At 65.5% G+C, this 24,658-nt stretch carries 25 protein-coding genes; 10 read left to right on the top strand and 15 right to left on the bottom strand.

The annotated features are described in order from the left end of the window. The first annotated feature begins 181 nt into the window (after positions 1-181). Both AB7G19_RS17745 and AB7G19_RS17740 read left to right on the top strand, forming a co-directional pair. A complete protein-coding gene (locus AB7G19_RS17745; protein ID WP_441268001.1) occupies positions 182-1,192 on the top strand; it encodes an alpha/beta fold hydrolase in 1,011 nt (336 codons plus the stop codon). A 282-nt stretch (positions 1,193-1,474) separates the two neighbouring features. Further along, positions 1,475-1,723: a GCG_CRPN prefix-to-repeats domain-containing protein gene (locus AB7G19_RS17740; protein WP_063982626.1), complete on the top strand. Its 249-nt coding sequence runs from the start codon at positions 1,475-1,477 to the stop codon at positions 1,721-1,723. 148 nt (positions 1,724-1,871) lie between these two features. On the opposite strand, the gene AB7G19_RS17735 is transcribed toward AB7G19_RS17740, so the two are convergent. Further along, positions 1,872-2,153 carry a twin-arginine translocation signal domain-containing protein gene (locus AB7G19_RS17735; protein ID WP_063982625.1) on the bottom strand — a complete coding sequence of 94 codons (282 nt, stop codon included), beginning with the start codon at positions 2,151-2,153 and terminating at the stop codon, positions 1,872-1,874. A gap of 121 nt (positions 2,154-2,274) precedes the next feature. Then, positions 2,275-2,589, bottom strand: coding sequence for a hypothetical protein (locus AB7G19_RS17730; RefSeq protein ID WP_441268000.1), 315 nt, complete (start codon positions 2,587-2,589; stop codon positions 2,275-2,277). 106 nt (positions 2,590-2,695) lie between these two features. Here AB7G19_RS17730 and AB7G19_RS17725 point away from each other — a divergent pair, with 106 nt between their 5' ends. Both AB7G19_RS17725 and AB7G19_RS17720 read left to right on the top strand, forming a co-directional pair. Then, complete coding sequence (locus tag AB7G19_RS17725) at positions 2,696-4,654, top strand: alpha/beta hydrolase domain-containing protein (RefSeq protein WP_063982624.1); 1,959 nt, start codon at positions 2,696-2,698, stop codon at positions 4,652-4,654. Positions 4,655-4,850: 196 nt separating this feature from the next. After that, entirely contained in the window at positions 4,851-5,507 is a 657-nt protein-coding gene (locus tag AB7G19_RS17720) for a glutathione S-transferase family protein (RefSeq protein WP_063982623.1), read from the top strand. A gap of 105 nt (positions 5,508-5,612) precedes the next feature. On the opposite strand, the gene AB7G19_RS17715 is transcribed toward AB7G19_RS17720, so the two are convergent. Continuing rightward, positions 5,613-5,960, bottom strand: a complete 348-nt coding sequence (locus AB7G19_RS17715) for a hypothetical protein (RefSeq protein WP_063986294.1) — start codon at positions 5,958-5,960, stop codon at positions 5,613-5,615. Between the two features lie 65 nt (positions 5,961-6,025). Beyond that, complete coding sequence (locus tag AB7G19_RS17710) at positions 6,026-7,558, bottom strand: acyl-CoA carboxylase subunit beta (RefSeq protein WP_063982622.1); 1,533 nt, start codon at positions 7,556-7,558, stop codon at positions 6,026-6,028. 149 nt (positions 7,559-7,707) lie between these two features. Here AB7G19_RS17710 and AB7G19_RS17705 point away from each other — a divergent pair, with 149 nt between their 5' ends. From AB7G19_RS17705 to AB7G19_RS17695, 3 genes are all read left to right on the top strand, one after another. Further along, the gene (locus tag AB7G19_RS17705) at positions 7,708-8,112 is read left to right on the top strand and encodes a DUF4260 domain-containing protein (RefSeq protein ID WP_063986293.1); all 405 of its coding nucleotides are present in this window, start codon (positions 7,708-7,710) and stop codon (positions 8,110-8,112) included. A gap of 143 nt (positions 8,113-8,255) precedes the next feature. Further along, entirely contained in the window at positions 8,256-8,849 is a 594-nt protein-coding gene (locus tag AB7G19_RS17700) for a hypothetical protein (RefSeq protein ID WP_063982621.1), read from the top strand. Between the two features lie 73 nt (positions 8,850-8,922). Beyond that, a complete protein-coding gene (locus tag AB7G19_RS17695) occupies positions 8,923-9,915 on the top strand; it encodes a dienelactone hydrolase family protein (protein WP_063982620.1) in 993 nt (330 codons plus the stop codon). 150 nt (positions 9,916-10,065) lie between these two features. On the opposite strand, the gene AB7G19_RS17690 is transcribed toward AB7G19_RS17695, so the two are convergent. The 5 genes from AB7G19_RS17690 to AB7G19_RS17670 all read right to left on the bottom strand — a co-directional run bounded on the left by AB7G19_RS17690 (position 10,066) and on the right by AB7G19_RS17670 (position 14,435). Further along, complete coding sequence (locus AB7G19_RS17690; protein ID WP_231142158.1) at positions 10,066-10,722, bottom strand: carboxymuconolactone decarboxylase family protein; 657 nt, start codon at positions 10,720-10,722, stop codon at positions 10,066-10,068. 63 nt (positions 10,723-10,785) lie between these two features. Continuing rightward, positions 10,786-11,643 carry a class D beta-lactamase gene (gene blaOXA, locus AB7G19_RS17685; RefSeq protein ID WP_063982618.1) on the bottom strand — a complete coding sequence of 286 codons (858 nt, stop codon included), beginning with the start codon at positions 11,641-11,643 and terminating at the stop codon, positions 10,786-10,788. 88 nt (positions 11,644-11,731) lie between these two features. Beyond that, the gene (locus AB7G19_RS17680) at positions 11,732-11,995 is read right to left on the bottom strand and encodes an EscU/YscU/HrcU family type III secretion system export apparatus switch protein (protein WP_063982617.1); all 264 of its coding nucleotides are present in this window, start codon (positions 11,993-11,995) and stop codon (positions 11,732-11,734) included. Then, positions 11,992-13,584: a flagellar hook-length control protein FliK gene (locus tag AB7G19_RS17675; RefSeq protein ID WP_441267999.1), complete on the bottom strand. Its 1,593-nt coding sequence runs from the start codon at positions 13,582-13,584 to the stop codon at positions 11,992-11,994. Before AB7G19_RS17675 ends, AB7G19_RS17680 begins: the two co-directional genes overlap by 4 nt. 56 nt (positions 13,585-13,640) lie before the next feature. Further along, a complete protein-coding gene (locus AB7G19_RS17670) occupies positions 13,641-14,435 on the bottom strand; it encodes an ATP12 family chaperone protein (RefSeq protein WP_063982597.1) in 795 nt (264 codons plus the stop codon). A gap of 74 nt (positions 14,436-14,509) precedes the next feature. On the opposite strand from AB7G19_RS17670, the gene AB7G19_RS17665 reads away from it, so the two are divergent. After that, positions 14,510-14,956, top strand: a complete 447-nt coding sequence (locus AB7G19_RS17665) for a hypothetical protein (protein WP_063982596.1) — start codon at positions 14,510-14,512, stop codon at positions 14,954-14,956. A gap of 137 nt (positions 14,957-15,093) precedes the next feature. On the opposite strand, the gene AB7G19_RS17660 is transcribed toward AB7G19_RS17665, so the two are convergent. From AB7G19_RS17660 to AB7G19_RS17650, 3 genes are read right to left on the bottom strand one after another with little or no spacing between them, the layout of a single operon-like run. After that, positions 15,094-16,308: an RluA family pseudouridine synthase gene (locus tag AB7G19_RS17660; RefSeq protein ID WP_063982595.1), complete on the bottom strand. Its 1,215-nt coding sequence runs from the start codon at positions 16,306-16,308 to the stop codon at positions 15,094-15,096. 52 nt (positions 16,309-16,360) lie between these two features. Further along, entirely contained in the window at positions 16,361-17,698 is a 1,338-nt protein-coding gene (locus tag AB7G19_RS17655) for a replication-associated recombination protein A (RefSeq protein ID WP_028151184.1), read from the bottom strand. Next, complete coding sequence (locus AB7G19_RS17650; RefSeq protein WP_063982594.1) at positions 17,695-19,101, bottom strand: DegQ family serine endoprotease; 1,407 nt, start codon at positions 19,099-19,101, stop codon at positions 17,695-17,697. The genes AB7G19_RS17655 and AB7G19_RS17650 overlap by 4 nt, the downstream gene beginning before the upstream one ends. 313 nt (positions 19,102-19,414) lie before the next feature. On the opposite strand from AB7G19_RS17650, the gene AB7G19_RS17645 reads away from it, so the two are divergent. Further along, entirely contained in the window at positions 19,415-21,046 is a 1,632-nt protein-coding gene (locus AB7G19_RS17645; protein WP_063982593.1) for an OprO/OprP family phosphate-selective porin, read from the top strand. 41 nt (positions 21,047-21,087) lie between these two features. Here the strand turns inward: AB7G19_RS17645 and AB7G19_RS17640 are convergent, their stop codons facing one another. After that, entirely contained in the window at positions 21,088-21,471 is a 384-nt protein-coding gene (locus tag AB7G19_RS17640; RefSeq protein WP_063982592.1) for a winged helix-turn-helix transcriptional regulator, read from the bottom strand. A gap of 133 nt (positions 21,472-21,604) precedes the next feature. On the opposite strand from AB7G19_RS17640, the gene AB7G19_RS17635 reads away from it, so the two are divergent. Then, positions 21,605-22,618 (top strand): zinc-binding alcohol dehydrogenase family protein, encoded by a 1,014-nt coding sequence (locus AB7G19_RS17635; protein ID WP_063982591.1) that lies wholly within the window; start codon positions 21,605-21,607, stop codon positions 22,616-22,618. A 188-nt stretch (positions 22,619-22,806) separates the two neighbouring features. Here AB7G19_RS17635 and AB7G19_RS17630 read toward each other — a convergent pair whose 3' ends face one another. Together AB7G19_RS17630 and AB7G19_RS17625 are read right to left on the bottom strand one after the other, a co-directional pair. Further along, positions 22,807-23,595: an SDR family NAD(P)-dependent oxidoreductase gene (locus AB7G19_RS17630; RefSeq protein WP_063982590.1), complete on the bottom strand. Its 789-nt coding sequence runs from the start codon at positions 23,593-23,595 to the stop codon at positions 22,807-22,809. Positions 23,596-23,805: 210 nt separating this feature from the next. Then, positions 23,806-24,645 carry a c-type cytochrome gene (locus tag AB7G19_RS17625; RefSeq protein WP_441267998.1) on the bottom strand — a complete coding sequence of 280 codons (840 nt, stop codon included), beginning with the start codon at positions 24,643-24,645 and terminating at the stop codon, positions 23,806-23,808. Positions 24,646-24,658 lie beyond the last annotated feature (13 nt).

Genomic DNA, 24,658 nt, shown 5'->3' with positions numbered 1-24,658 from the left:
TGAGATCGCACGTTTGCGTGTGAACCACGGCTTCCGTCATGGCCGGGCTTGACCGGGCCATCCATCGCTTTAAGCGCAGTGTCGTTCCAGGGCGATGCAAAGCATCGAACCTGGAACTTCCAGATTCCGGGTTCGCATCTTCGACGCGCCCCGGAATGACGGCTCCAATTACGAGATCTTCATGAACCGCATCCTCCCGGCCGCGCTTGCCGCAGCCCTCCTCGCTTCCCCGTTCACGTCCGCCCACGCCGCCGACACTACCCCGCGCGAGCCCTACGGCATCGCGCTCGAAGGCTTTGCCTATCCGTATCCCGTGCATCTGCTGCCTGTCATCAATGACGGCGAGCAGCTCAGCATGGCCTATATGGACGTTGCGCCCGAGCGGCCGAACGGCCGCACCGTCGTGCTGCTGCACGGGCGCAATTTTCCGTCGAGCTACTGGGCGCCCGTCATCAAGATGCTGAGCGAGGCAGGCTTCCGCGTCGTGGTGCCGGACCAGATCGGCTTGGGCAAATCTTCGAAGCCGACCGGCGAATTGCACTTCGACACGCTGGCGCGCAACACCATTGCGCTGCTCGATCATCTCAAGATCGACAAAGCCGAGGTCGTCGCGCATTCGCTCGGCGGCATGCTGGGCGTGCGCATCGCCCGCGCCTATCCGGACCGCGTCGCCCATCTCGTGCTGACCGCACCGATCGGGCTGGAAGACTACCGTCTCTATGTGCCGCCAACGCCGACCGAGAAGATCATCGAGAGCGAGGACAAGCTCACACCCGACGGCTATCGCAAGCAGCTCCAGACCAATTACGCGATCAAGCTGCCGCCCGACGCGATCACGCCGTTCGTCGACGCCCGCTACAACATCAAGGGCAGCCCGGACTATCCGCGCTGGCTGCGCGCCTACGTCAGCTCCGGCCAGATGATCTATCGCGAGCCGGTCGCGCACGAGGTCGCGTTGATCACCGAGCCGACGCTGTTCATCATGGGCGCCGACGATCACAACGCGCCGGGCCGACCGAACGCGCCGGAGGCATTGCGCGCGAAAATGGGCCAGAACGCCGAGCTCGCGAAAGCGCTTGCGGCCAAGATGCCGAACGCACGGGCCGAGGTGATCCCGGACACTGGCCACCTCGTCTTCCTGGAGGCGCCGGAGAAGTACAAGGAATTGGTGCTGGGCTTTCTTGGCCGCTAGAGCGCTTTCGAGCGAAGTGGATAGCGGTTCGCGTCAAGAAAACGCATCAGCATTAAGAACCTGGAGCCCCGTTCCGATTCCATCGGGACGGCGCTCCAGCGCAATTGCTGTCGCCAGAAGCCGTATGCGGAGAATGTTCATGCCGCATTCAGGTCATGATTGGCAGGTTTGGATCGCGACGTGTCGGCACGTCCCCAAATTTAACGTGTCGAATCGTGTCTTTTGATTCATTGTGCGCCGCAAGCGCTCCAAAAACCTGCCCAAGGACAAGAGGAAGATCTCATGAAATACCTGTTTGCCGCCGTCATGCTCGCCAGCGCGGTCGTCGGTTTCAGCGAAGCGGCCAGCGCCGCCGGTGGCTGCGGCCCCGGCTGGTACCGCGGCGCCTATGGCGGCTGCCGCCCGATGCGCGGTGCGGTCGTTGTGCGGCCCGGCCCGGTGGTGGTTGCCCCGCCGGTCGTCGTCGTGCCCCGCGCCCGCGTCTGCCCGTACGGCTTCCGTTGGTGGGGTGGCCGCTGCCGCCCGATCTGATCTGACCTTTTCGTATTGCGAGATGGCCGTGCGGCGAAAGCCTGCGCGGCCATTTTCGTTTTGAACGCCTGACGTCGCATCCGCCAGCTCCGAATCAAAACGGGGACCGCAATCGCGATCCCCGTTCAAGGCCTGGCTTGTGCCGAGCTTACCAGTGGTGGCGGTGCCAGCGCCGGCGATGCCAACCCCAGTGGCGGCGGCGCCAGCCCCAATGGCGGTGATGGCCATGCCAATGCACCTGCTCGGGCTTGAGCTGCGCGGTCTCCTCACTGGTGGTGACGGCGGGACGAGCGTCGGGATTGCCTTGCGGCGCGCGCGCGGGATCACCGAGCGGCTGCGGCGCCAACGGCGCAGCTTGTGCGCTCGCGGTCAACGTCGCGGCTCCAGCCGCGACGCCGAATGCAAGTTTCAAAAAGTTCCGACGCTCCATGACATGTCCTCTAGGCTATCGAGCAAGTGATGCAGAGGGAGTGTCGCGGTCACGACATGAACGAAAGCTGAATCGCATCTTCAGGTTCATGACATGGGTGTCAGGGACAAGCGGGCTACGGCTACGCTCCAAACTCCTGCGCGAGCACCAGCGTCTCGCGCGTGCGCTTCACGTCGGGCCAGTCGCGATTGAAATCGGCGACGAGCTGCTTCAACGCATCGCCCTTCAGCATCGCAGCCAGCTTGGCCTCGTCATCGAACTGATACATGGCCTGATGCAGCGAAGGATCGTCCAGGCTCCAGAACCGCCAGGCGTTGCTCACGCCGAACGCCTTCACCGCGTCCGGCACATGCGCGGTCTCGTACCATGTGTCGAAGGCGGCGCGCTTGCTGGCGTCGGTGACGGTGGCGCGAACGACGAAGTAGGCAGCAGGCATGTGTTTCCTCCCGTTGTTTGGCCGCAGCATAGACGGTTATAGTGGCGGCAACAAAAAGCCCGCGCGACGGAACTTCATGATCGCGCCGATGGGGGAAGGAACGGCCATGCGCAGGATCATCACGGGCGTCGTTGCGATCACCTGCCTGTGGCCCACGGCCTCGCTCGCCGAAATCATCCGCTTCGACATCCTCGCGCGCGAGCCCGCCTTTGCGGGGCGCAGCTTCGGCGATGTCGGCACCTATGAGCGCATCACCGCGCGCGCGACCTTCGCGCTCAACCCGTCCGACGATCGCAACGCCGTCATCACCGACCTCGCGCTCGCGCCGCGTAGCTCCGACGGCAAGGTGGCAGCCACCGCCGACGTCGTGATCCTGCGGCCCACCGATCCCACCCATGGCAACGGCACGCTGCTGCTCGAGGTGCCCAATCGCGGCCGCAAGCTGGCACCGCAATTGTTCGACGATTCCGCCCAGCCCGGCGCCAACAATGCCGACAAGGCCGAGGATGCCGGCATCGGCTTCCTGCACCGCCAGGGCTTTACGATGGTCTGGGTCGGCTGGCAGGGCGACATACCGTCCAAGCCCGGCCAGATGGCGATGACGGCACCGGTGCTGAAGACCGTCACCGGGCCCGCGCGCGAAGAGATCGTCTTCGACAACACGACCAATCCCGCGCGCGCGACGCTGACCTGGCCGGCGACTGATGCCGCCGACCTCAAGGTCTCCGTACGCGCCGCCTGGGCCGATGCGCGGCAGGCGCCTTCCGGCCTCCTCGCAAAGCTCGTCGATCCCGTGACGGTGGAGATCACCCGGCCCGACGGTTTTGATGCCGGCGCGCTCTACGAGATCACCTACACCGCGCGCGATCCTGTCCCGCTCGGCATGGGCTATGCCGCCGTGCGCGACGTCGTCAGCTTTCTCCGCCACGACGAGACGCAGGCGAACCCGCTGCTGAACGGCCTGCATCCCTCCGTCAGCCGCGCGATCGGCTTCGGCGTGTCGCAATCCGGCCGCTTCCTGCGCGACTTCCTCTATCTCGGCTTCAACGAGGACCTCCAGGGCCGCACGGTGTTCGACGGCCTGATGCCGCATGTCGCGGGCACACGGCGGATGGCGACAAACGTCCGCTTCGGCCAGCCCGGCCGCAACCCGCGCCATCCGCAGGATCCGGCGTGGCAGGCCGACCTGTTCCCCTTCACCTATGCGAGCCTGAGCGATCCCTATTCCGGCAAGACCGACGGCCTGCTTCGCCGCTGCGCGCTCTCGGCGACGTGCCCGAAGGTGATGCAGACCGACAGCGAGCACGAATGGTGGGCCTCGCACGCATCGCTGCTCGTCACCGACCTCGCCGGCAACCACCTCGACCTCCCCGACAACGTCCGCGCCTATATGATCGCAGGCACGCCGCATTTCGCCGAAGCCTCCGACGTGATGCGCAAGGGCGTGCCGGCGATGTCGCTGCCGCAAAACCCGATGCATGCGGGCGGGCCGATGCGCGCGCTGCTCACCGACCTCAACGCCTGGATCAGCGACGGCATCAAGCCGCCCGCAAGCCGCGTCCCCATGCGCGCCCACGGCACGCTTGTGCCGGCGCAAGGCGCGGTGCCGATGGATATCCCCGGCCTGCCCTACGCCGGCATCCACACGCTCGCCGCCTTCTCCGACCAGAGCGTGCTGCCGCCCAAGGAGATCGGCCGCTATCCCGTGTTCGTGCCGAAGGCGGACAATGACGGCATGGCCATCGCAGGTATCCGCCAACTCGCATTGGCGGTCCCGCGCGCGACCTACACCGCGTGGAATCCGCGCGCGCAGGGATTTGGCCCAACAGCGCTCTATCCGCTGCAAGGCGCGGTGGTGCCATTCGCACCGACGGAGGCCGCGCGGAAGGAAGTGCACGATCCCCGGCTGTCGATCGCGGAACGCTATGCGGATGATGGGTCGTATGTGGCCGCGGTCCGGCGCGAGGCGGCGCGGCAGGTGGCGGAGCGGATTCTGTTGCCGGAGGATGCAGAGCGCGCGGTCGAGGCCGCGAAGCAAGGCAAGCTGGCGAAGCTCGGGCAGTGAGCGAAGCCCAGTGGCCCCGTAGGGTGGGCAAAGCGGAGCGTGCCCACCACTTCTACCGTCGGCCAAAAGATGGTGGGCACGGCGCAAGTGTGCCTTTGCCCACCCTACGGTCGCTGCGTGCAGAGAAAAAACGTCCTCGCCTGTCGGAACGCTCGCCCTTCATCCGTCCTATGCCCAGACAGCACGGAGACACCTCATGGCCAACCTCACGCTCACCACCTTCGACTGGGTTCCCGAGATGCCGCGAGGTTTCGTGCGCGACCTTCGCGTGCGTTGGGCGCTCGAAGAGGCCGCGTTGCCGTATCGCGTCGCGAGCGTGCCGTTCGGCCCGCGGGACGCCACCCATTTCGCGCACCAGCCGTTCGGCCAGGTGCCGTGGCTGACCGACGGCGACCTCTCGATCTTCGAGAGCGGCGCGATCCTGCTGCATCTGGGTGAACTCAGCGCCACGCTGATGCCGACCGATCCGCGCGGCCGCAGCGACACGGTCGAATGGGTGTTCGCGGCGCTCAATTCGGTAGAGATGCCGGCCCTGCCCTGGACGATGTTCAAGTTCACCGGCAGTGCCGATGGCTCACCTGCCGTGAAATTCGTCGACGACTTCCTCAAGCTACGCCTCAAGCACATGGAGACCGCGCTGGCGGCGCGCGAATGGCTGGCGGGGTCCTTCTCCGTCGCCGACATCCTGATGTCGGACGTGCTGCGCGTCGTCGATCGCTTCGATGGGTTGGCGGACAGCCCCGCCTGCCGCGACTACGTTGCGCGCGCCACGGGCCGTCCAGCGTTCGCAAAAGCCCACGCCGACCAGATGGCGCATTTCGCCGCGGCGGATGTCAAACGCAGGGCGGATTAGCGCAAGCGTAATCCACCAACGCATGCCTCAACAAAGATGATGGGTTACGTCGCGCGAACTGCGCTTCGCGCAGTCGCGGGGCTAACCCACCCTACGAATTTCGCCTCACACCAATTTCATCGGCGTGTCCTCGACCACGCGAAGGTCGATCCTGCCGATCAGTTGCGCGCGAAGCGCCTCCGCAGCACCGATGGCGCTCTCGGTTTGCTGCAACGTGCTGATGTTCGAACCGAGCGACACGATCCCGCCTAGCACCAAGGCGATCGATCCGAGCGCCGCGGTCAGACCTGTCCCGAACAACCCAAGGATCGTGATCAACAACAGCGCGCCGCCGCCGCCAATCGCGATCTTGGATGCCAGAATGTACTTTCGGCATCGCTCGGCGATCTCGGCAAGCCGCTCGATCCGCGTCTCAATGTCTGAAATCTCGTCGGTCGGATCGTCTTCGGTCATCAGCGACATGCGGGACTTGGGTTAAGAACCCGGATTTCGCTACGCTCCATCCGGGCTACGAGGCCTCACAACGGCAAATTGTCGTGCTTCTTCGCCGGCGTTTCCACCTTCTTGTCCTTCAGCATCGCCAGCGCACGCGCGATCCGCTTGCGGGTCGAGTGCGGCATGATGACGTCGTCGATGTAGCCGCGCTCGGCGGCGATGAAGGGGGACAGGAAGCGGTCTTCGTATTCCTTGGTGCGCGCGGCGATCTTGTCGGGGTCGCCGATGTCACTGCGGAAGATGATCTCGACCGCGCCCTTGGCGCCCATCACGGCGATCTGGGCGGTCGGCCAGGCGTAGTTCATGTCGGCGCCGATCTCCTTGGAGGCCATGACGTCGAAGGCGCCGCCATAGGCCTTGCGGGTGATGATGGTGACCAGCGGCACGGTGCACTGCGAATAGGCGAACAGCAGCTTTGCGCCGTGCTTGATCAGGCCGCCATATTCCTGCGCGGTGCCCGGCAGGAAGCCTGGCACGTCGACGAAGGTGACGATCGGGATGTTGAAGGCATCGCAGAAACGGACGAAGCGCGCGGCCTTGCGCGAGGCGTCGGAGTCGAGCACGCCGGCCAGCACCATCGGCTGGTTGGCGACGAAGCCGACGGTGCGGCCCGCGATGCGGCCAAAGCCCGTGACGATGTTCTTGGCGAAGGCATCCGCGATCTCGAAGAAATCGCCCTCGTCCACGACCTTCAGGATCAGCTCCTTCATGTCGTAGGGCTTGTTCGGATTGTCGGGGATCAGCGTGTCCAAGGACATGTCGACCCGGCCGATGTCGTCAAAGCTCGGCCATTCCGGTACGCCGTCGGTGTTGTTGGACGGCAGGAAGTCGATCAGGCGACGCATCTGCAAGAGCGTCTCGACGTCGTTCTCGAAAGCGCCGTCCGCAATCGAGGAGCGCGTGGCGTGCACCGAGGCACCGCCGAGCTCTTCCGCCGTGACGACCTCGTTGGTGACGGTCTTCACCACGTCGGGGCCGGTGACGAACATATAGCTGGTGTTCTTCACCATGAAGATGAAGTCGGTCATCGCAGGCGAATAGACGTCGCCGCCGGCGCAGGGGCCCATGATGACGGAGATCTGCGGGATCACGCCCGAGGCGAGCACGTTGCGGCGGAACACATAGGAATAGCCGGCGAGCGCCGCGACGCCCTCCTGGATGCGGGCGCCGCCCGCGTCATAGAGGCCGATGATGGGCGCCCGCGCCTTCATCGCCATGTCCTGAAGTTTCGTGATCTTCAGCGCATGGGTCTCCGACAGCGAGCCGCCGAACACCGTGAAGTCTTTCGCGAAGACAAACGTCTTGCGGCCGTTGACGGTGCCCCAACCGGTGACGACGCCGTCGCCGGGGATCTTGTTCTTCTCCATACCGAACTCGGTGGAGCGGTGCTCGACGAACATGTCGAACTCCTCGAACGATCCCTTGTCGAGCAGGAGCTCGATGCGCTCGCGCGCGGTCAGCTTGCCGCGGGCGTGCTGCGCTTCGATACGCTTCTCCCCGCCGCCGAGCTTTGCGCCGGCGCGACGATCTTCAAGGGCGTCCAGGATATTCTTCATTTGCTCCCGCCAGTTCTTAGCCTAAATGCGATTGCCGGGGGTTCTAACACGGCATTTTGCGGGCCGGGAAGCCGCTTTCGGCGTCGCAGGGCTGCCTTGCCGCAGCGCCAAAGCGCAAGGAATTACAAAGTTTTGCCTGGGAGACGACGATGAATGAAGCAACGGCCGAGACCGGCGCGGCGACCGGCGGCGTCAAGATCCTGCTGCGGCTGGAAGGCCTGACCCTGTTCACGGGGATGGTGATGCTCTACGCCTCCTGGGGCGGCTCGTGGCTGGTGTTCGCCCTGCTCTTCTTCGTCCCCGATCTGAGCTTCCTGGCGTACCTCGCCGACGCCAGATTCGGGGCGCTGGTCTACAATGCCGCCCACAGCTACATGGCGCCGGTGGCGCTGCTGACGCTGGGCTTCGGCTTCGCCTCGCCGCTCACGCTGTCCATCGCCATGATCTGGCTCGCCCATATCGGCATCGACCGGGCGCTCGGCTACGGCCTGAAATATTCGGCCGGGTTCGGCTTCACCCATCTCGGGCGGATCGGCCGCCAGAAAGACGCCTGAGGGGAGTGCCGTCGTTTTGTCGGCCCCCACCGGTTGACCGGGCCGGCCGATTCAGGCTTGCTCCCTTCACGATCAGGCGCCGAATGTTGCGTGAGCTCAGTCGATACGGCGGCGGTCACCACGTCTGGCTGCAAGCATCACCCATGTCCGCCACGGTCGTCCCTCTGCCGCCGAACTCATCGTCCGAAACCACCGACTTCCTGCGGCGGATGGCCAGCATGGTGTCGGGGCGCAACGGCGAGATACTGCTGCGCGCGGCCGCGCTGATCGAATCGCTGAAGCAACGGGCGATGTCGGCCGAACGGCTGTTTCACGAGCAACAGGAAGAGAACAAGCGCCTTGTAGACCTGCGCGAGGCGACCGCGCTCGCCTCCGAAGCCATGGTCAGCCAGATCGCGACGCTGGGGACTCAGCTCGCCGAGGTGACCGCGGCCGCGGCGGCCGAGCGCGCGGCATTCGACGCCGAACGCGGCAAGCTGCTCGGCCTGATGCAGGATGCGGAAAGCCATATCGGCAAGCTCACCACCGAGCTCGACGGCTTGCGCGCCTCCGTCGACAGCTTCAACGACACCGCGGTCTCGGTGCCGCTCGAGGTGCTGCGTCTGGCACGGATGCAGTTCGATGTCCTCTCCGCCGGCTTTGCCCGCAAGGGCGACGTGATCTCGGAAGCGATGAGCGAGATCGGCGGCTTTGCGATCGACCAGGCGCTGATGGCGAAGAAGGCGGATAAGGCCTGAGGTCGTCGCGCATCAAATTGACAGTGCGCAGGTCCGTTGTTCTACTCCATGAAAATCATGGGGGAGGATCACGATGCCGACGGCATTCCGCGTCGCTATGGCGCTCTGCATTTCAACACTGTTCGCCGGTAGCGCCAACGCGCAATCCCTGCCGAAGGAAGTCGCCACCCGCGCCGAGATCTATCCGATCCCCTCGCTCACCCTCTCCGACCAGCAATTCCTCAGCGGCGATGCGGTGGCCGGCAAGCCGGTGACGGTCGCGGGCGAATTCCGCGTCGCCCAGGGCACCGGCAAACTTCCCGTCGTGGTGCTGATGCACGGCTCGAGCGGCGTCGGCGCCACGACCGAGGCCTGGGTGCACGCTTTCAACGCCATGGGCATCTCGACCTTCGTGATCGACGGTTTTACCGGCCGCGGGCTGACGGTGGTGGGGCCGAACCAGGCCCTGCTCGGCCGGCTCAACCTGATCGTCGACATCTACCGCTCACTGGAGATTCTTGCGAAGCATCCCCGCGTCGATCCTGACCGCATCGTGCTGATGGGCTTCTCGCGCGGAGGACAGGCGACGCTCTATGCGAGCCTCGATCGCTTCAACAAGCTCTGGAACAAGTCCGGCGTGCAGTTCGCGGCTTACATTCCCTTCTATCCGGATTGCTCTACGACGTATCAAAGCGACGGCGACGTCGCCGCACGCCCGATCCGCATCTTCCATGGCACGCCCGACGACTACAATCCCGTGACGAGCTGCAAGGCGTTCGTCGGACGGCTCAAGACGGCCGGGCGCGATGTGGTGCTGACCGAATACCCCGACAGCGCCCACGGCTTCGACAGCGGCCTGCTCGGCGTCAGCACCGTTGCGGTGTCGGCCAACGCGCAGACCGTGCGCAACTGCCATATCAAGGAGGGCGACGGCGGCGTGCTGATGAACGGCGATACCAACGCGCCCTTCACCTACAGGGATGCCTGCGTCGAGCTGAACCCGCATGTCGGCGGCAACCCCACGACCGCCGCGGAGTCGCGCAAGGCGGTGGAGGAATTTTTGCAGGCGCTGTTCAAGCTGGGCTAGGCGCTGGGAGGCTGCTCGGCCTTCATGGTTCGAGACGCGCCGCAAGCGGCGCTCCTCACCATGAGGGTCTGATATCTCGCCACGATACAGGTCCTCATCCTGAGGAGCGCGCGCAGCGGGCGTCTCGAAGGATGGCCGCAACAAAAACCGCTACGGCTCGCCCGGCTTGAACGGCTCCTGCTTGTCCGGCGGCACCGTCTCTTCGGCCATCGCCAGCAGCATCGCGACCATCACGTAATTGCCGGCGACCGCGGTGAGATCGACGATCTGCTGATCGTTGAACACCTTCTTCGCCCGCGTGTAAGTCTCGTCGGAAACCTTCTTGGTCGTGGTGATCTCGGTGACGAAGTCGTAGACCACGGCCTCGTCCTCGGCCATTTTCGACGGCCGCTTGTTGGCCTTCAGCTCCGCGATGATTTCAGGCGACAGGCCCGCCTTGGCCGCGAGCGGCGCGTGCGCGAACCATTCCACCTGCGAGCGCCACTGCCGCCCGATGATCAGGATCGCGAACTCGTTCAGCTTGGTCGGGACCGAGGTTTCCCAGCGCAGATAGTAGAACAGGTCGAACAGTCGCTGGCCGAGCACCGGGCTGCGGATCATCGGATTGTAGGGCCCGCCGATGCCGACGCTCGACACCTTCATGATCTGCTCGCCGAGCGGCTTCTGCTTGGCGTCGAGCTGGTCCATGGTGAGCTGCGGAAAGCGCGGCTCCTTGCTGGTGGCGGGTGCGGCAAACATCGTGGCTGCGAGCCAGCCGCCGGCGGCGGCCAACGTGAGCGACGACAGCCAGAGTGGCGTTGAATTCATTTTATCCTCCAGACCTTTTCTTTTGTTTGGTCGGAAGGATGCTAGCAGGTTCGTACGCGCCAGCTAGATCGCGCCGATCTCGGCAAGGCAGGCTTGCGTCAACGGCATGCGCTCGCCGACGAGACGCGGCTCCTTGCAGTCCATGTTGAGCGCGAACACGGTGTGCGCCTCGCCCTTCTCGGCCCAACCGACCATCCAGCCAAGCGATGGCTCGCCGCGCTCGGCGCCGAGCAAGCCGGATTTGGCGCGGATGACGCTGTCGCCGACCTTGGTCACCGGCAGGATGTCGGCGACGAGGTCCTGGCTGCGCTTGCTGATCGGCAGCGCGCGGCGGCGCAGGCGGTCGACGAAATCGATCTGCTCGACCGGATCGATGCGCAAATTGCCGGTGAGCCAGAACTGGTCGATGCCGCCGCCGATATCGCGATTGCCGTAGTCGAACACGTCGACATACTTTTGCATCCGCTCTTGCCCGATCCGGCGCGCGATCTCCTGATAAACCGGCACGGCGCTGACCGCGATAGCGCTGCGCATCGTGTGGTCCTTGTTCCAGGCCTCGATCGGCCGCTTCACGCCGTCCCAGGGAAACACGTCCTTGTCGGGATCGGTGACGACGCCGGTCTCGAGCGCAATCAGCGAGTTCGGAATCTTGAACGTCGAGGCCGGCAGCTTCGCTTCGCCGGAACGGTCCTTGTCGCTCGCGACGATCAGATAGTCCTCGACCTTGTAGCCGACGAAGGTGCCCGCCGTGCCGAGATCGGTGAAGCGCTTTGCCAGGCTGTCGCGAATCTCGTTGCGCGGCGGCGCGACATGGGCGAACGCACGTGACGGCATGGTGGCAGCTGCGGCAAGAAGGCCCAGAGTGGAACGGCGGGTCAGCAAGAGCGGTATCCGTTGAGCAATGAAGATGGCCGCGACCATGCGGCCGCTATCGTGGTGAAACGATGACAGGTTATTTCTTGAGCGCGATCTTGTCGGAAAACCGCTGCACGCTTTTCCGGATCATGCTCTACCGTCCCCGGCCCGACAGCCGCAGCACGAACACCAGCACTTCGGCGACGGCCTTGTAGAGGTCGGGCGGGATCTCCTCGCCGAGCTCGACCTTGGAGAGCGCGCCGGCCAAGATCTCGTTCTCTTCGATCGGGATATCGTGTGCCTTGGCGATCTCGACGATCTTTTCGCCGATCGTGCCCTTGCCCTTGGCGACGACGACGGGCGCGTTGCTGCCCTTCTCGTAGTGCAGCGCAATTGCGAGCTTGGATGGATCGCTCATGTGGCGCGATCCAGGAAGTGGCCGGCGCGGGCCGGTGCGGGCTGCGGCGGCGCGCCGTCGCGAACCAGGATGTCGCCGGGCTTGAGCTCGGCGCGCGTCAGGGCCTGATTGAGCTCGCCGATGCCGGCGCGAAGTTGCTGCGCGGTCGCGGGCCGCTCCGCCCACATCCGCACAAAAGTCTTGTCGCCGTTGAGCGTGATCAGCGCATGCACGGGGCCGGCCGGCTCGACATTGAGCGTGAAGCGCGCGCGCCAGGCGCGCTTGGCGGGATCAGAGGACTCATTGCCGCCATCGCGCGAGATCTCGAACTGCGCCATCGCGGTGCCCTGCGGCGTCGCAAAGGGAATCTCGAAATTCCATTGCGGCACGGCCGGGTCGATGCGATGGCCGGAGGCATCGGTGCGATCGGGCAGCGAAGCGACTTGCAACAAGGTCTGCCGCGCGATCGCGGCATCGGTGTCGTCGAGCAGGCGGTGCACCGTTGCGGAGAGCGGCGTATCCGGCGCGAGCGATGGCGATGCGATCGCCTGCGGCGCCGGCAGCGCGCCGCGGAACGGCGGCGGTGTCGCGCGGGCCTCGGCCTCGAAGAGATGGCCGTCGGGCACGGCCTTGTTGGAGCCCGGCACGTTGCCGATCAGGCGCGGCAGGTTTTGCGTGACCTCCTGAAGGAGGGCCGCGGCAAGGCCGGCGGACATGGTTCGCGGCACCGTGGCCTGCGGAGCGCCGCCGGCGATGTCGGCGAGCACAGCGGCTGCGAGATTGGCGCTGCGCGGCATCTGCGGCTGTTGGGCCATATCGAACTCGGTCGACGGCGATGCAGCCTGAGCCGGCACGGCGGCGACCTGCGGTTTCCCCGCCGTAGCGATCGCGGCGCCTTGCGCCTGTGGCGCGGCGGTCTCGAGCGTGGCCAATGTCTGGCGCAGCACCAGCAGCGCGGCCTTCAGGTCCGGCATCGCGCCGGAGGACGGCGTTGTACCTGCGGCGAGCGAGGCCTCGAGAAACAGACCGGACTTCTGGAAGGCGGATTCGATATCGCCGCCATCGAGAGCGGTGTTGAGCGGCGTCTGCTGCGCCAGCACGTTCAGCACCGCCTGCTTCAGTCCCGCCGGCAGATCGCTACCGGTGACGACGGAGGCGAGATTGGCGAACAACGGGGCCTGGCTACCCTGTTTTGTCACCGCCTCGGCCGATGCCACGGTGACGGCGACCTGCTCCAACGGCGTCAGCGTGTTGCGCGCCGCCGTAGCGGATGGCGCGAGCGACGGGCTGTCCACGAGCGAAGCCGCCCGCGGCGTCAGCGTGATCTGGTCCGCCGTCGCCTCGCCTGCCCCGTTCATGATGGCGAGCCTGATGGTGCCGTCGTTCTGCGACACTGCGAGCTGGAGATTTTGCCCCGGTGTCAGCGACACCTCGGACATCACATCCATCGACAGATTGGCGATCGCGATCCGCACCAGATTGTCGGCCATCACGCTGACGACCCTTGCGTCCACGACGCTGCCGGCCTGGAGCACAAGATCGGGCGTTGCCGCATCAGCCACGGGGCTGGCGGGACTGACCGGAACGATCGAGCTTATCGGCGTTGGCATTTCAGGGGCCCAGGGAACGCTGGCCCCACCCTAAGGCCGCCCTCGTAAACCTCTCGTTAAGGACCTTTGTCCGCTTGCGGCTTCACGGCCGCCAAAACCGCCACGGCGGCCTGAAAATCCTTCAGGCGGGCGGCGCGGCGGGCAGCCGCCTCCTCGTCCACGCCCCATTTCTCGGCGTTCCAGTCCTCGTCGACATGGGCGGCGGCCCAGACCTGGCCGGCATCGCGCACGCCATGGGCGAGCGCCAGCGCCAGCAGCGCCGAACCGGTCAGGGTCGTCACCACGTGGAGCGCCGCGATCGACCAGGGATCACCAGGCAGCGCCGCGCGGGCGGCCTGAACGGCCTCGTCCGGCTGCTTCACATGCATGATGCCTTCGGACAGGATGAAATGCGCGCCCAGCGTCTCCGCGGCCCAGAACAGCACGGGGTCCCAATGCGTGGCCTCGCGGGCGACCAGCCCTTCGGGGTGGCCGGCGCGATAGAACAGCAGGTCGGTCTCGAAGTATTTTGCAAGGTCGTCGCTGACGAGCTCGACGCGATCGATGACACCCTCGACGACGCTGTTGGCGATCCGCGTCAGCGGCATGGTCACGGGACTAATCGTCTCGCCCTGGGCCGCCCATTCCGCGGCCACGGCATCGGCCAGCGCGCGCGACGGGATCACCACCTGGCGGGCCGATGGCGTCCGGATCGGCCTGCCGTCCAGCGTGATGGCGAAGCCGCCCTCGGCCTCGGCCACGCCCGCCTCCTTGTAGAAGCGCTTGCGCTGCGGCGTACGCGCGGCCTGGCGCACCGCCTCCTGCGGATCGAGCGGGGACCGCCCCGCAACCTCATCGAACAATTCGCGCATCTCGTTTCGGCCCCGGTCTCTGAATGCTAGGCTTGTAAGCCAAGACCGGCGGCTGATAAAGCGAGCGGCAAGGCATGAGGGAACTTGCGGGCATTGTGGCCCTTCTCGCCGGGCTCTGGCTGGCCGCGGCGGACGCCGGTTTCCGCACCCCGGAATCGCTGGTCCGCAATGTCTACGCGCATTACGGCGATGGCGCGCCGGAACTGTCAAAAGGCCTGCCGCGCGATGCCGCCTCCGCCCGGCAATTCTTCGACCCCAGCCTGCGCAGGGTCTGGAGCGCGCCGAGGGTCGAGCCCTACGACTTCCTGGTGCAGAGCCCGAACTGGAAGCTCGGCCCGGTCGCGATCGCGGTCGTTCGCAGGCAATACGACAAGACCTATGTCGCGGCGAATTTCGACAATCGCGGGCGAAAGGTCACGCTGAACTTCGTCCTGGTCAACGGACCCGAAGGCTGGCTGATCACGGATGTCGAAAGCCCGCACGACAGTCTGCGGATGTTTCTGGAGCAGTTTCGGAAGTGAGGGGTGCTCGTCGCCACTGCCTCAACACCGTCATTGCGAGCGCAGCGAAGCAATCCAGACTGTATCCGCAGAGCATTCTGGATTGCTTCGTCGCTTCGCTCCTCGCAATGACGGGGCTGGTAGCGAGGCCCCAATCCCTACTCTTCCGGCGCGTTCTCGATCGGATCAAACCGGCTCGCATCGAGCCCGAGCAGATTCCACGACTGCTGCATGTGCGGCGGCAATGGCGCGGTGGCGTCGATCACGCCGCCGCGGGGATGCGGAATGACGATGCGGCGCGCAAGCAGATGCAACCGGTTTTGCAGGCCGCCCGGCAGCTGCCAGTTCTCGATGTTGAAATATTTGGGATCGCCGACGATGGGGTGGCCGATATGCTCCATGTGGGCGCGCAGCTGATGGGTGCGGCCGGTCACGGGCTTGAGCGACACCCAGGTCAGCTTGTTGCCGGCGGTCTCGACCACCGCATAATACGTCACCGCGTGGCTCGCACCTTCGTCGCCATGCTGGGCGATGCGCATGATCGTGTCGTCCTCGCTCTCTTCCTTCGCGAGGAAGGTCGAGATGCGGCCCTGCTTCGGCTTCGGCAGACCTGGCACCAGCGCCCAATAGGTTTTTCGCGCGGACCGCGAGCGGAAGGCGCCGGTCAGATGCGAGGCGGCAAATCGCGTCTTGGCGATCAGCAGGCAGCCCGAGGTCTCCCGGTCGATGCGGTGCACGAGGCGCGGCTTCTGGCCCTTGGAATCGCGCATCACCTCCAGCATCTGGTCGATGTGCCGTGTCATGCCCGAGCCACCCTGTACGGCGAGGCCGAGAGGCTTGTTCAGGACGAGGACGTCGTCGTCCTCGTAGATCGTCATCTCTTTGAGCGCCTGAAGCGTCTTTTGGGCACCTTCCGACAGCTCGCCGACGGCCTTCGGCGTGTCGAGCTTCAACGGCGGGATGCGGACGCTCTGGCCCTCCTCCAGGCGGTCCTTGCTGTCGACGCGCTTGCCGTCCACGCGCAGCTCGCCTTTGCGGACGACGCGCTGGATGTGGGAGAACGACAGGCCCGGAAAGCGCGCTTCGAGGAAACGGTCGACGCGCATGTTGTTCTCGTCAGCCGTCACCTTGACGGTCTGCACCTTGGTCGGCAGCAGCGCCTCGACGGGCTTTGCCGGCGCAGCCACTTCGGGCGCAGCCTTGGGCGGCCGCCGCTCAGCACGCTCCGCCGCAAAGCGCGGCGGCTTCGCACCCGGCTTGCCACCCAGCCGTGGTCCCGCCTTCTTCGCAGTGCGCGCCTTGAATGGACGCGAATCGTCGCGCTCGTCACGCGAGCGGGGCTTTGGGTTCATTCTCTTGATGCGGCGGCTCATGGTTGCCTGCGTACCCTAAAAGCCGGCTCCCGTCACGGCGAAATGGCCGCTTCTAGCGCGAGCCACCCCGCTCCTTCCGCAGCTTGGCCCAGTAATCCAGCCGCTTGCGGATCTCGCGCTCAAAACCGCGCTCGGGCGGGTCGTAGAAGGTCTGGCGGCCCAGGGCTTCCGGAAAGTAGTCCTGGCCGGAGAAGGCGTCGGGGGCGTCGTGGTCGTATTCGTAGGCCGCGCCGTAGCCTTCGGACTTCATCAGCTTGGTCGGGGAATTGAGGATGTGCTTTGGCGGTAGCAGCGAGCCGGCCTGTTTTGCGACCTGCATCGCGGCCTTGAAAGCCGTGTAGACGGCATTCGATTTCGGCGCGGTGGCGAGATAGACCACGGCCTGCGCGATCGCGAGCTCGCCCTCGGGATGGCCGAGGAAATCGAAGGCGTCCTTGGCGGCGTTGGCGATGACGAGCGCCTGCGGATCGGCAAGGCCGATGTCCTCGACCGCCATGCGTACGACGCGGCGGGCCAGGAACAGCGGGTCCTCGCCGGCATCGAGCATGCGCGCGAGGTAATACAGCGCGGCGTCGGGATCGGAGCCCCGCACCGACTTGTGCAGCGCCGAGATCAGGTTGTAGTGGCCGTCGGCCGACTTGTCGTAGATCGGTGCGCGGCGCTGCAGGATCTCCTGCAATTGCGCCGCGTTGAAAATCTCGTCCGCCCGCGCCGAACGCCAGACCTCCTCGACAAGCGTCAGCGAGGCCCGGCCGTCGCCGTCGGCCATGCGCACCAGCACGGCGCGCGCCTCGTCATCGAGCGGCAGCTTGCGGCCCTCGACCTCCTCGGCATGCGCGAACAGTTTTTCGATCGCGGCGGCATCGAGCGAGCGAAACACCAGCACGCGCGCACGAGAGAGCAACGCCGCGTTGAGCTCGAAGGACGGGTTTTCGGTGGTCGCGCCGACCATCACGACGGTGCCATCTTCCATGACTGGCAGAAACGAATCCTGCTGGGCGCGATTGAAGCGATGCACCTCGTCGACGAACAGCAGCGTGCCCTTGCCCATCTCGCGGCGGGCGCGCGCGGCGTCAAATGCCTTCTTCAGATCGGCGACGCCGGAGAACACCGCGGAGATCTGCTCGAAATGCAGATCGGTCGCATCGGCCAGCAGCCGCGCCACCGTGGTCTTGCCGGTGCCGGGCGGGCCCCAGAACACCAGCGATCCGAGCGTGCGCGTCTCCAGCATGCGCGTCAGCGCACCATCGGGACCGAGGATATGGTCCTGGCCTACGACCTCCGACAGCGCGCGCGGGCGCAGCCGGTCCGGCAGCGGATGCGGAGCCTCGTGGTCGAGCCCCGCCGCGGCAAAGAGAGTTGGCGTCTCCTGTGGTCGCTTCGGGCTCATCCGCCCAGCGTGACGTTGATCTGCTGGCCACCGCGCACCAGCGTGATGCGCCAGATCCGCGGCCGTTCGCCCGCCGCCTTTTCGAGGTCGCCGGTCTTGCTGATCTTCAGGTTGTTGACGGCGAGGATGATGTCGCCCTTCTGGAAGCCGACACTCGCAGCCGCGCTGTCGCCGCCGAGATCGGTGATCACGACGCCTTCGGTGTCGGCGTCCAGATGCAGCTCGTCGGCAACCGCCGGCGTGATGGACGAGACCTTCGCGCCCTGGAACGGCGAGCGCGCGGTGACGACGAGTTCGTTGCGGCCGGAGTCGGGTGCGGTCTCGAGCGAGATCGTGACCTTGAGCGGCTTACCGCCGCGCTGCACGTCGATCTGCGCCGTGCCGCCGAGCGGACGCGTGGCGAAACGGTAATCGAAGGCGTTGGGATCATCCACGGTCTGGCCGTCGATCCCGGTGATGAGATCGGAGGATTTCAGGCCGGCCTTGGCCGCGGGGCCGCTCGAGACCACGCTAGCAACCAGCGCGCCGGTCGGCGAACGCAGGCCGAGGCTCTCGGCGATCTCGGGCGTCACCGCCTGCAATTTTGCCCCTAACCACGGCCGCTTCACCGCCTTGCCGCCGCTCTTGGCGGAGGCGACGACGACGCGCACCATGTTGGCGGGAATCGCAAAGCCGATGCCTTGCGAGCCGCCGGAGCGCGAATAGATCGCGGTATTGATGCCGGCGAGCTTTCCGCTCATGTCGACCAGCGCGCCGCCGGAATTGCCGGGATTGATGGCCGCATCGGTCTGGATGAAGAACTGGTAGTCGGTGATGCCGACCTGGGTGCGCGCGAGCGCCGAGATGATGCCGTGGGTCACGGTCTGGCCGACGCCGAAGGGATTGCCGATCGCGAGCACGACGTCGCCAACCAGCAGTTCGTCGGAATTGGTGAAGTCCAGGGTCGGAAACTTCTCCTTGGTGTCCTTCAGGCGCAGCACGGCGAGATCGGTGCGCGGATCCTTCAGCAGGATTTCGGCCTCGAACTCCCGCTTGTCCGACAGCGATACTTTCACCTGGTCCGCGCCCTCAATGACGTGGACGTTGGTGACGACGAGGCCGGAGGCATCGACGATGACACCGGAGCCGAGCGAGCGCTGCATCTGCTCGGGCTGCTGGCCCGGCACGCCGAAGAAGCGGCGGAAGATCGGGTCGTCCAGCAGCGGGTTGCGGTTCTGCACCACCTTGGCCGCGTAGACGTTGACGACGGCCGGCTGCACCCGCTGCACGATCGGCGCATAGGACAGCCGCAGTTCGGCGGGCGAGGACGGGACACGGCGGTCCTGCGCGGCGGCCGGATTGAGGTGGGCTGAAAACGCTATGCACAATGCCGTGATGACGGCGGTCCGGGTCGATCGAAACATTCCTACCTCTCGGAAAAGACGCCGGAATATAGGCGCGTTCGCCCGCCAATAGAAGGGCGCCAGGGGGCATTATTCAGCCGCCTTTCCGGTGTGTCCGCCTTGCAAGTCCCGCATGCGAAATGACAATTTACCTGGGCGGTGGATTGGCATGATGCGCGTCATCCACCATTGTGGTGTCGAGCGGATTCGGTTGCGGCGAATTGGCATCAGTGGGAACCGCGCAACCGGGCGCAGCGTCGCGGGGCAGTCATCGTTCATACCTAGGCTCTCCCGTTACGACTTGGGGAAGTTCGTCAAACGATGGAGTCATGATGTGAGCAGGACAAGACTTGCAGCCACCGCGATTGGTCTCGCCGGTGCGCTGGCGGCCTCGCAGGCCCAGGCCCAAACGGCAAGCAGCAGCGATCAGGAGATCGCACTGCTGAAGCAGCAATTGAAGATGCTGGAGCAGAAGCTCGACAAGCTCCAGAGCCAGACCGCCGCCAACACGGCGGCCACGGCGAAGGCCAAAGTCGAAGCAAAGGCAGAGGCCAAGGCCGAAGCGCGCTCGGAGGCGAAGGCGGTCGTGGCCAATGCCAGCGCGGCGATCCCGCTCAAGGGACCGGCGCCCGCGTCCGGCGCCGTCGTGACGATGCCGAACAACCGGCCGACCATCTGCACCGCCGATGGGGCAAACTGCGTCGCGATCACCGGTCGCGTGCACTACGATATGGGCGGCTATGACTATCGTCCCAACACGGCGGCAACTGTGCCGCAAAAGCTGGACAGCGGCGAAAACGTGCGTCGCGCGCGCATCGGTGTCGTCGGCAAATTCCTCGAAGACTGGAATTTCGCGCTGATCTACGATTTCGGGGGCTCGTCCGACGGATTTGGCGGCACGGGCGCCGCCGGCGCGACCCCTGTCGGCTTCCTGCCGGGCGGAGGCACCTCCGGCATCGAGAATGCTTGGGTGAGCTACACGGGGCTGAAGCCGTTCGGCGGCAAGATGGCAATCGAAGCCGGCATCATGGACCTTGCCTGGACCCTGGATGAATCCACGAGTTCCAACGACATTGCGTTCATGGAACGCGCCTCGGTCGGCATCATCGCGCAAAATATCGCCGCCGGCGACTTCCGTTCCGCCGCCGGTGCCCGCTGGTACAATGACGTGTTCTGGGCCGGCGCTTACGTGACCGGCCCGACCTCGGGTGCCATTCACTCGGCCTCGAGCGTGTCACCTCCCGGGACCAGCGAGCAATACGGCGCGACCGCCCGCGTTGCGGGCCAGGTCGTGAGCGGCAACGACTACTCGGTGCATCTCGGCGCCGACGCGGAATGGCTGATCCAGCCGCCGCGCAATCTGCTCGCGAACACGCAAACGCTCACGCTCAGCGATCGTCCCGAGCTGCGCATCGATCCCACGACGCTGATCTCGACCGGTGCGATTGCAAATGTGTCGGGCGCGCAGGTCTATGGCGTGGAAGCCGCGGCCACCTATGGACCGCTCTGGGTCCAGGGCGAATACTACTGGTTCAACATCGATCGGGGTGCGAACACCGCGGTGGCGCCCATCGGTACGTCGAGCCTGAAATTCCAGGGGGGCTACGCACAGGCGGCCTATGTCCTGACCGGTGAATCGCGCAAGTACAATCCGAGCAACGCGGCCTATGGCGGCGTCAAGCCGAACAATCCGTTCTCGATCAACGGCGGCGGCTGGGGTGCCTGGGAGATCGCCGGTCGCTACTCGACCGTGGATCTGAACGATCAGTTGGCGACCGCCGCCGGCATCGCCGGCGGGCGGCAAACCGTCTACACGCTGGCGCTCAACTGGTACGTCAACGGCAATGTGCGCTTCATGCTCGACTATCTGCATGGCACGGTGTCGAAGCAGGCCTCGGCGGTGTCGGCGGCGGACACCGGCTCGAAGTTCGATGCGGTCGCGTTGCGCACGCAGTTTGCGTTCTGATGCAATCTCTTCCGGGAGCGGCACGGTCCGCTCCCGGAGAGTTACGCTGCGCGCTTCGGCTTCTTGACCGGCTCCGCTTCGGGCGGCAGCGCGCAGGACAGCCGTTGCTGATGGCTCTCGCCCCAGGCCTTCAGGATGTCGATCACCGGCCGCAGGCTCTCGCCGAGCTCGGAGAGGCAATACTCCACGCGCGGCGGCACCTCGGCATAGACCTTGCGGATGACGAGCTTGTCCTCCTCCAGCGCGCGAAGCTGCTTTGTCAGCATGCGCTGGGTGATGCCGGGCATCCGGCGGCGCAGTTCGCCGAAGCGCTGGGTGCCGTCCTGGAGGTGGTAGAGGATCACGCCCTTCCACTTGCCGTCGATCAGGTCCAGCGTCGCCTCGACCGAGCAGCCCGGACGCCGGGTAAAATCTCGCCGCTTCATGCGTGTTTTCCCAATAGTATCCAAACAGGGACTATATCCCCGAATTTACAGTACTTGCCAAATCGGGGCTAGCGGGACAGTTAGCGGGCCAGGCGCAGATCACAAGCTACGCGCCATTTGATGGAGACAAGCCATGAAGGCCGTCGGCTACAAAAAATCGCTTCCGATCGAGGATCAGGACGCGCTGATCGATTTCGAGACCGCAAAGCCCGAGCCCAAGGGGCGCGATATCCGGGTCGCCGTGAAGGCAATCTCGGCGAACCCGGTCGATTACAAGGTACGCAAGCGTGCCGCCCCGCCCGAGGGCGAGACGAAGATTCTTGGCTATGACGCGGCCGGAATCGTCGATGCCGTGGGTCCGGACGTCACGCTGTTCAAGCCGGGCGACGAGGTGTTTTACGCCGGCTCGATCCTGCGCCAGGGCACCAATTCCGAATTCCACCTGGTCGACGAGCGCATCGTCGGCAACAAGCCGAAGAGCCTGTCGTTCGCGCAGGCCGCTGCCCTTCCCCTCACCTCCATCACCGCCTGGGAACTGCTGTTCGACCGGCTCGGCGCCGTGCCCGGCAAGAGCGTCGATCCGCGCACGCTGTTGATCACGGGCGGCGCCGGTGGCGTCGGCTCGATCCTGATCCAGCTCGCGCGACGCCTCACGGGCCTCACGGTGCTCGCGACGGCGACGCGGCCGGAGTCACAAAAATGGTGCCTCGATCTCGGCGCGCATGCGGTGATCGACCACGGCAAGCCGATGAAGGAGCAGATCGAGAGCTTGAGGCTGCCGCCGGTCGCGCTGGTGGCGAGCCTGACCTTCACCGACCAGCACTACAAGGCGATCGCCGAGTTCATGGCGCCGCAGGGCCGGTTCGGCCTGATCGACGATCCCCCGGAGTTCGCCGTGAGCACCTTCAAGGGCAAGGCGATCTCGGTACACTGGGAATCGATGTTCACGCGCTCCTCTTTCCAGACGCCCGACATGATCGCGCAGCATCATCTGCTCAACGACGTCTCCGACCTCATCGACAAGGGCGTGCTGCGCACCACGCTCGACCAGACCTTTGGCACGATCAACGCGGCCAACCTCAAGCGCGCGCATGCGCTGCTCGAAAGCGGCAAGTCGCGCGGGAAGATCGTGCTCGAGGGGTGGTAGGCAGCCGCAACGTTGGTGCGTGGCTGCGTAGGGTGGGCAAAGGCGCGCTCGCGCCGTGCCCACCATCTCGCAACGGGTGCGACAAAAGTGGTGGGCACGCTTCCGCCTTCGCTCTTCGAGCTACGGCGGACAAGTCGCTTTGCCCACCATACGGTGCCACGCTTCCGGTGCCACGCCTTCGCGTAGTCTCAGGCGATCGTGTTAACGATACCGCCTTCCGCGCGCAGCGCCGCACCGTTGGTCGCGGACGCTTCCTTCGACGCGACATAGACCACCATGTTGGCGATCTCGTCGACGCTGGCGAAGCGTTGGATCAACGAGCTCGGACGGTGCTGCTTGACGAAATTGGCCGCGGCCTCATCGACTGACTGGCCGTTCTGCTTGGCAAGATCCTTCACGAAGGTCTCGACGCCTTCCGACATGGTCGGACCCGGCAGCACGGAATTGACGGTGACACCGGTGCCGCGGGTGAGCTGCGCGAGGCCCCGCGCGACCGAGAGCTGGGCCGTCTTGCTCATGCCGTAATGGATCATCTCGACGGGAATGTTGAGCCCGGACTCCGATGAGATGAAGACGATGCGGCCCCAGTTGCGCTTGAGCATGCCCTTCATATAGGCGCGCGAGAGCCGCACCCCGCTCATGACGTTGACCTCGAAGAAGCGGCTCCAGTCCTCGTCAGGGATCTCGAAGAAATCTTTTGGCTCGAAGATGCCGGCGTTGTTGATGAGGATGTCGACCTCCGGCAGTGCCGAGACGAGCGCCTTGCAGCCCGCTGCGGTCGAGACGTCGGCGGCGATGCCGCGGACCTTAACGCCCGCCCCTTCCAGCTTGCGCACGGCGGCATCGACCTTGTCCTGGCCGCGACCGTTGATGACCACGCTCGCGCCGGACGCAGCGAGACCTTTTGCGATGGCGTGGCCGATGCCGGCGGTGGAGCCGGTCACGAGGGCGGTCTTTCCTGAAAGGTCGATCTTCATGAATCATCTCCATTGTTGCTGAAGCGGATATCGTGTCCAGCGCACGCCGCTTCAATCGCCACAACTGCGAAATCGTAGGGTGAGACAAAGCGACTTGTCCGCCGCAGCTCGAAGAGCGAAGGCGGAAGCGTGTCCACCTTTTCGCCACGAGTTGAAAGCGAAATGGTGGGCACGGCGCGCGAAGAGCGCACCTTTGCCCACCCTACGGCACTATTGCCGCGCCGGTAGCGTCCTGAGAAACGCGACGATGGCATCGAGATCCTGGGCCGTCATGCTGGCATAGGCAGCATAGGCCATCGGCGGCTTGAGCTTGTGGCCGTCGCGCGCGATGCCTTGCGTAATCGCACGTTTGATTTCGTCGTCGCTCCAGCCGCCCAGGCCGGCCGCGGGTTCCGCGGTGATATTGGGGGAGATGGATTCGCCCCACGGCCCCTTGAACGTGCGGCCCCCCTTGCCGCTCGCACCCGCGAAATCATGCACGGCGGACGGGCCCTCCGGCGTGTGGCATTCCAGGCAATGGGCGATGGTCAGGAGATAGCGGCCGCGCGCGAGCTTGTCGGAGAGATCGGCCTCGGTCGCCTGCTTGCCGGCATAGGTCGGCGCTTCCGGCTTGAGCGCGATCCTGTATTCCGGCGCAGGGGTTTCGTGGCGCACTGCGGGGACTGAGCGCAGGTAAGCGGTAAGCGCATCGAGATCCCGGGCCGTGAGCACCGTGTAGAACGCGGTCGGCATGATCGGCGCGACCTTGGTCCCGTTCGGCCTGTTACCGCTGACCAGAAACCGCTTCAGCTCGGCATCGCTCCAGTTGCCGATGCCGGTGTCCTTGTCCGGCGTGATGTTGGAGCCGGTGACCTTGAAGGCGGGCTCATCGAAGACCTGGCTGCCGCCCGCGAGCGCGCGCGAAAGATCGAGCCCTTGCGGTCCGCGCGGCGTGTGGCAGTTGTGGCAGACCATCACGCTGTTGACGAGATAGGCACCGCGCTCGACCAGCGTCTCGCCAGAGGTCGGCGACATCAACAGCGCCAGCGTGATCCCAAGCACAATCCTCATCGACAGCCCCCCG

The organism is Bradyrhizobium sp. 215_C5_N1_1, assembly GCF_052075935.1.
Taxonomy (GTDB): domain Bacteria; phylum Pseudomonadota; class Alphaproteobacteria; order Rhizobiales; family Xanthobacteraceae; genus Bradyrhizobium; species Bradyrhizobium barranii.
Note: the sequence above shows the minus strand (reverse complement) of the source record. Positions and strands in the feature narration are given on the sequence as shown.

Bases quoted from the DNA above. Each gene is read 5' to 3' on its own strand.
- AB7G19_RS17745 (WP_441268001.1), top strand. From the start codon at position 182: ATGAACCGCATCCTCCCGGCCGCGCTTGCCGCAGCCCTCCTCGCTTCC.
- AB7G19_RS17740 (WP_063982626.1), top strand. From the start codon at position 1,475: ATGAAATACCTGTTTGCCGCCGTCATGCTCGCCAGCGCGGTCGTCGGT.
- AB7G19_RS17735 (WP_063982625.1), bottom strand. From the start codon at position 2,153: ATGGAGCGTCGGAACTTTTTGAAACTTGCATTCGGCGTCGCGGCTGGA.
- AB7G19_RS17730 (WP_441268000.1), bottom strand. From the start codon at position 2,589: ATGCCTGCTGCCTACTTCGTCGTTCGCGCCACCGTCACCGACGCCAGC.
- AB7G19_RS17725 (WP_063982624.1), top strand. From the start codon at position 2,696: ATGCGCAGGATCATCACGGGCGTCGTTGCGATCACCTGCCTGTGGCCC.
- AB7G19_RS17720 (WP_063982623.1), top strand. From the start codon at position 4,851: ATGGCCAACCTCACGCTCACCACCTTCGACTGGGTTCCCGAGATGCCG.
- AB7G19_RS17715 (WP_063986294.1), bottom strand. From the start codon at position 5,960: ATGACCGAAGACGATCCGACCGACGAGATTTCAGACATTGAGACGCGG.
- AB7G19_RS17710 (WP_063982622.1), bottom strand. From the start codon at position 7,558: ATGAAGAATATCCTGGACGCCCTTGAAGATCGTCGCGCCGGCGCAAAG.
- AB7G19_RS17705 (WP_063986293.1), top strand. From the start codon at position 7,708: ATGAATGAAGCAACGGCCGAGACCGGCGCGGCGACCGGCGGCGTCAAG.
- AB7G19_RS17700 (WP_063982621.1), top strand. From the start codon at position 8,256: ATGTCCGCCACGGTCGTCCCTCTGCCGCCGAACTCATCGTCCGAAACC.
- AB7G19_RS17695 (WP_063982620.1), top strand. From the start codon at position 8,923: ATGCCGACGGCATTCCGCGTCGCTATGGCGCTCTGCATTTCAACACTG.
- AB7G19_RS17690 (WP_231142158.1), bottom strand. From the start codon at position 10,722: ATGAATTCAACGCCACTCTGGCTGTCGTCGCTCACGTTGGCCGCCGCC.
- blaOXA (WP_063982618.1), bottom strand. From the start codon at position 11,643: ATGGTCGCGGCCATCTTCATTGCTCAACGGATACCGCTCTTGCTGACC.
- AB7G19_RS17680 (WP_063982617.1), bottom strand. From the start codon at position 11,995: ATGAGCGATCCATCCAAGCTCGCAATTGCGCTGCACTACGAGAAGGGC.
- AB7G19_RS17675 (WP_441267999.1), bottom strand. From the start codon at position 13,584: ATGCCAACGCCGATAAGCTCGATCGTTCCGGTCAGTCCCGCCAGCCCC.
- AB7G19_RS17670 (WP_063982597.1), bottom strand. From the start codon at position 14,435: ATGCGCGAATTGTTCGATGAGGTTGCGGGGCGGTCCCCGCTCGATCCG.
- AB7G19_RS17665 (WP_063982596.1), top strand. From the start codon at position 14,510: ATGAGGGAACTTGCGGGCATTGTGGCCCTTCTCGCCGGGCTCTGGCTG.
- AB7G19_RS17660 (WP_063982595.1), bottom strand. From the start codon at position 16,308: ATGAGCCGCCGCATCAAGAGAATGAACCCAAAGCCCCGCTCGCGTGAC.
- AB7G19_RS17655 (WP_028151184.1), bottom strand. From the start codon at position 17,698: ATGAGCCCGAAGCGACCACAGGAGACGCCAACTCTCTTTGCCGCGGCG.
- AB7G19_RS17650 (WP_063982594.1), bottom strand. From the start codon at position 19,101: ATGTTTCGATCGACCCGGACCGCCGTCATCACGGCATTGTGCATAGCG.
- AB7G19_RS17640 (WP_063982592.1), bottom strand. From the start codon at position 21,471: ATGAAGCGGCGAGATTTTACCCGGCGTCCGGGCTGCTCGGTCGAGGCG.
- AB7G19_RS17635 (WP_063982591.1), top strand. From the start codon at position 21,605: ATGAAGGCCGTCGGCTACAAAAAATCGCTTCCGATCGAGGATCAGGAC.
- AB7G19_RS17630 (WP_063982590.1), bottom strand. From the start codon at position 23,595: ATGAAGATCGACCTTTCAGGAAAGACCGCCCTCGTGACCGGCTCCACC.
- AB7G19_RS17625 (WP_441267998.1), bottom strand. From the start codon at position 24,645: ATGAGGATTGTGCTTGGGATCACGCTGGCGCTGTTGATGTCGCCGACC.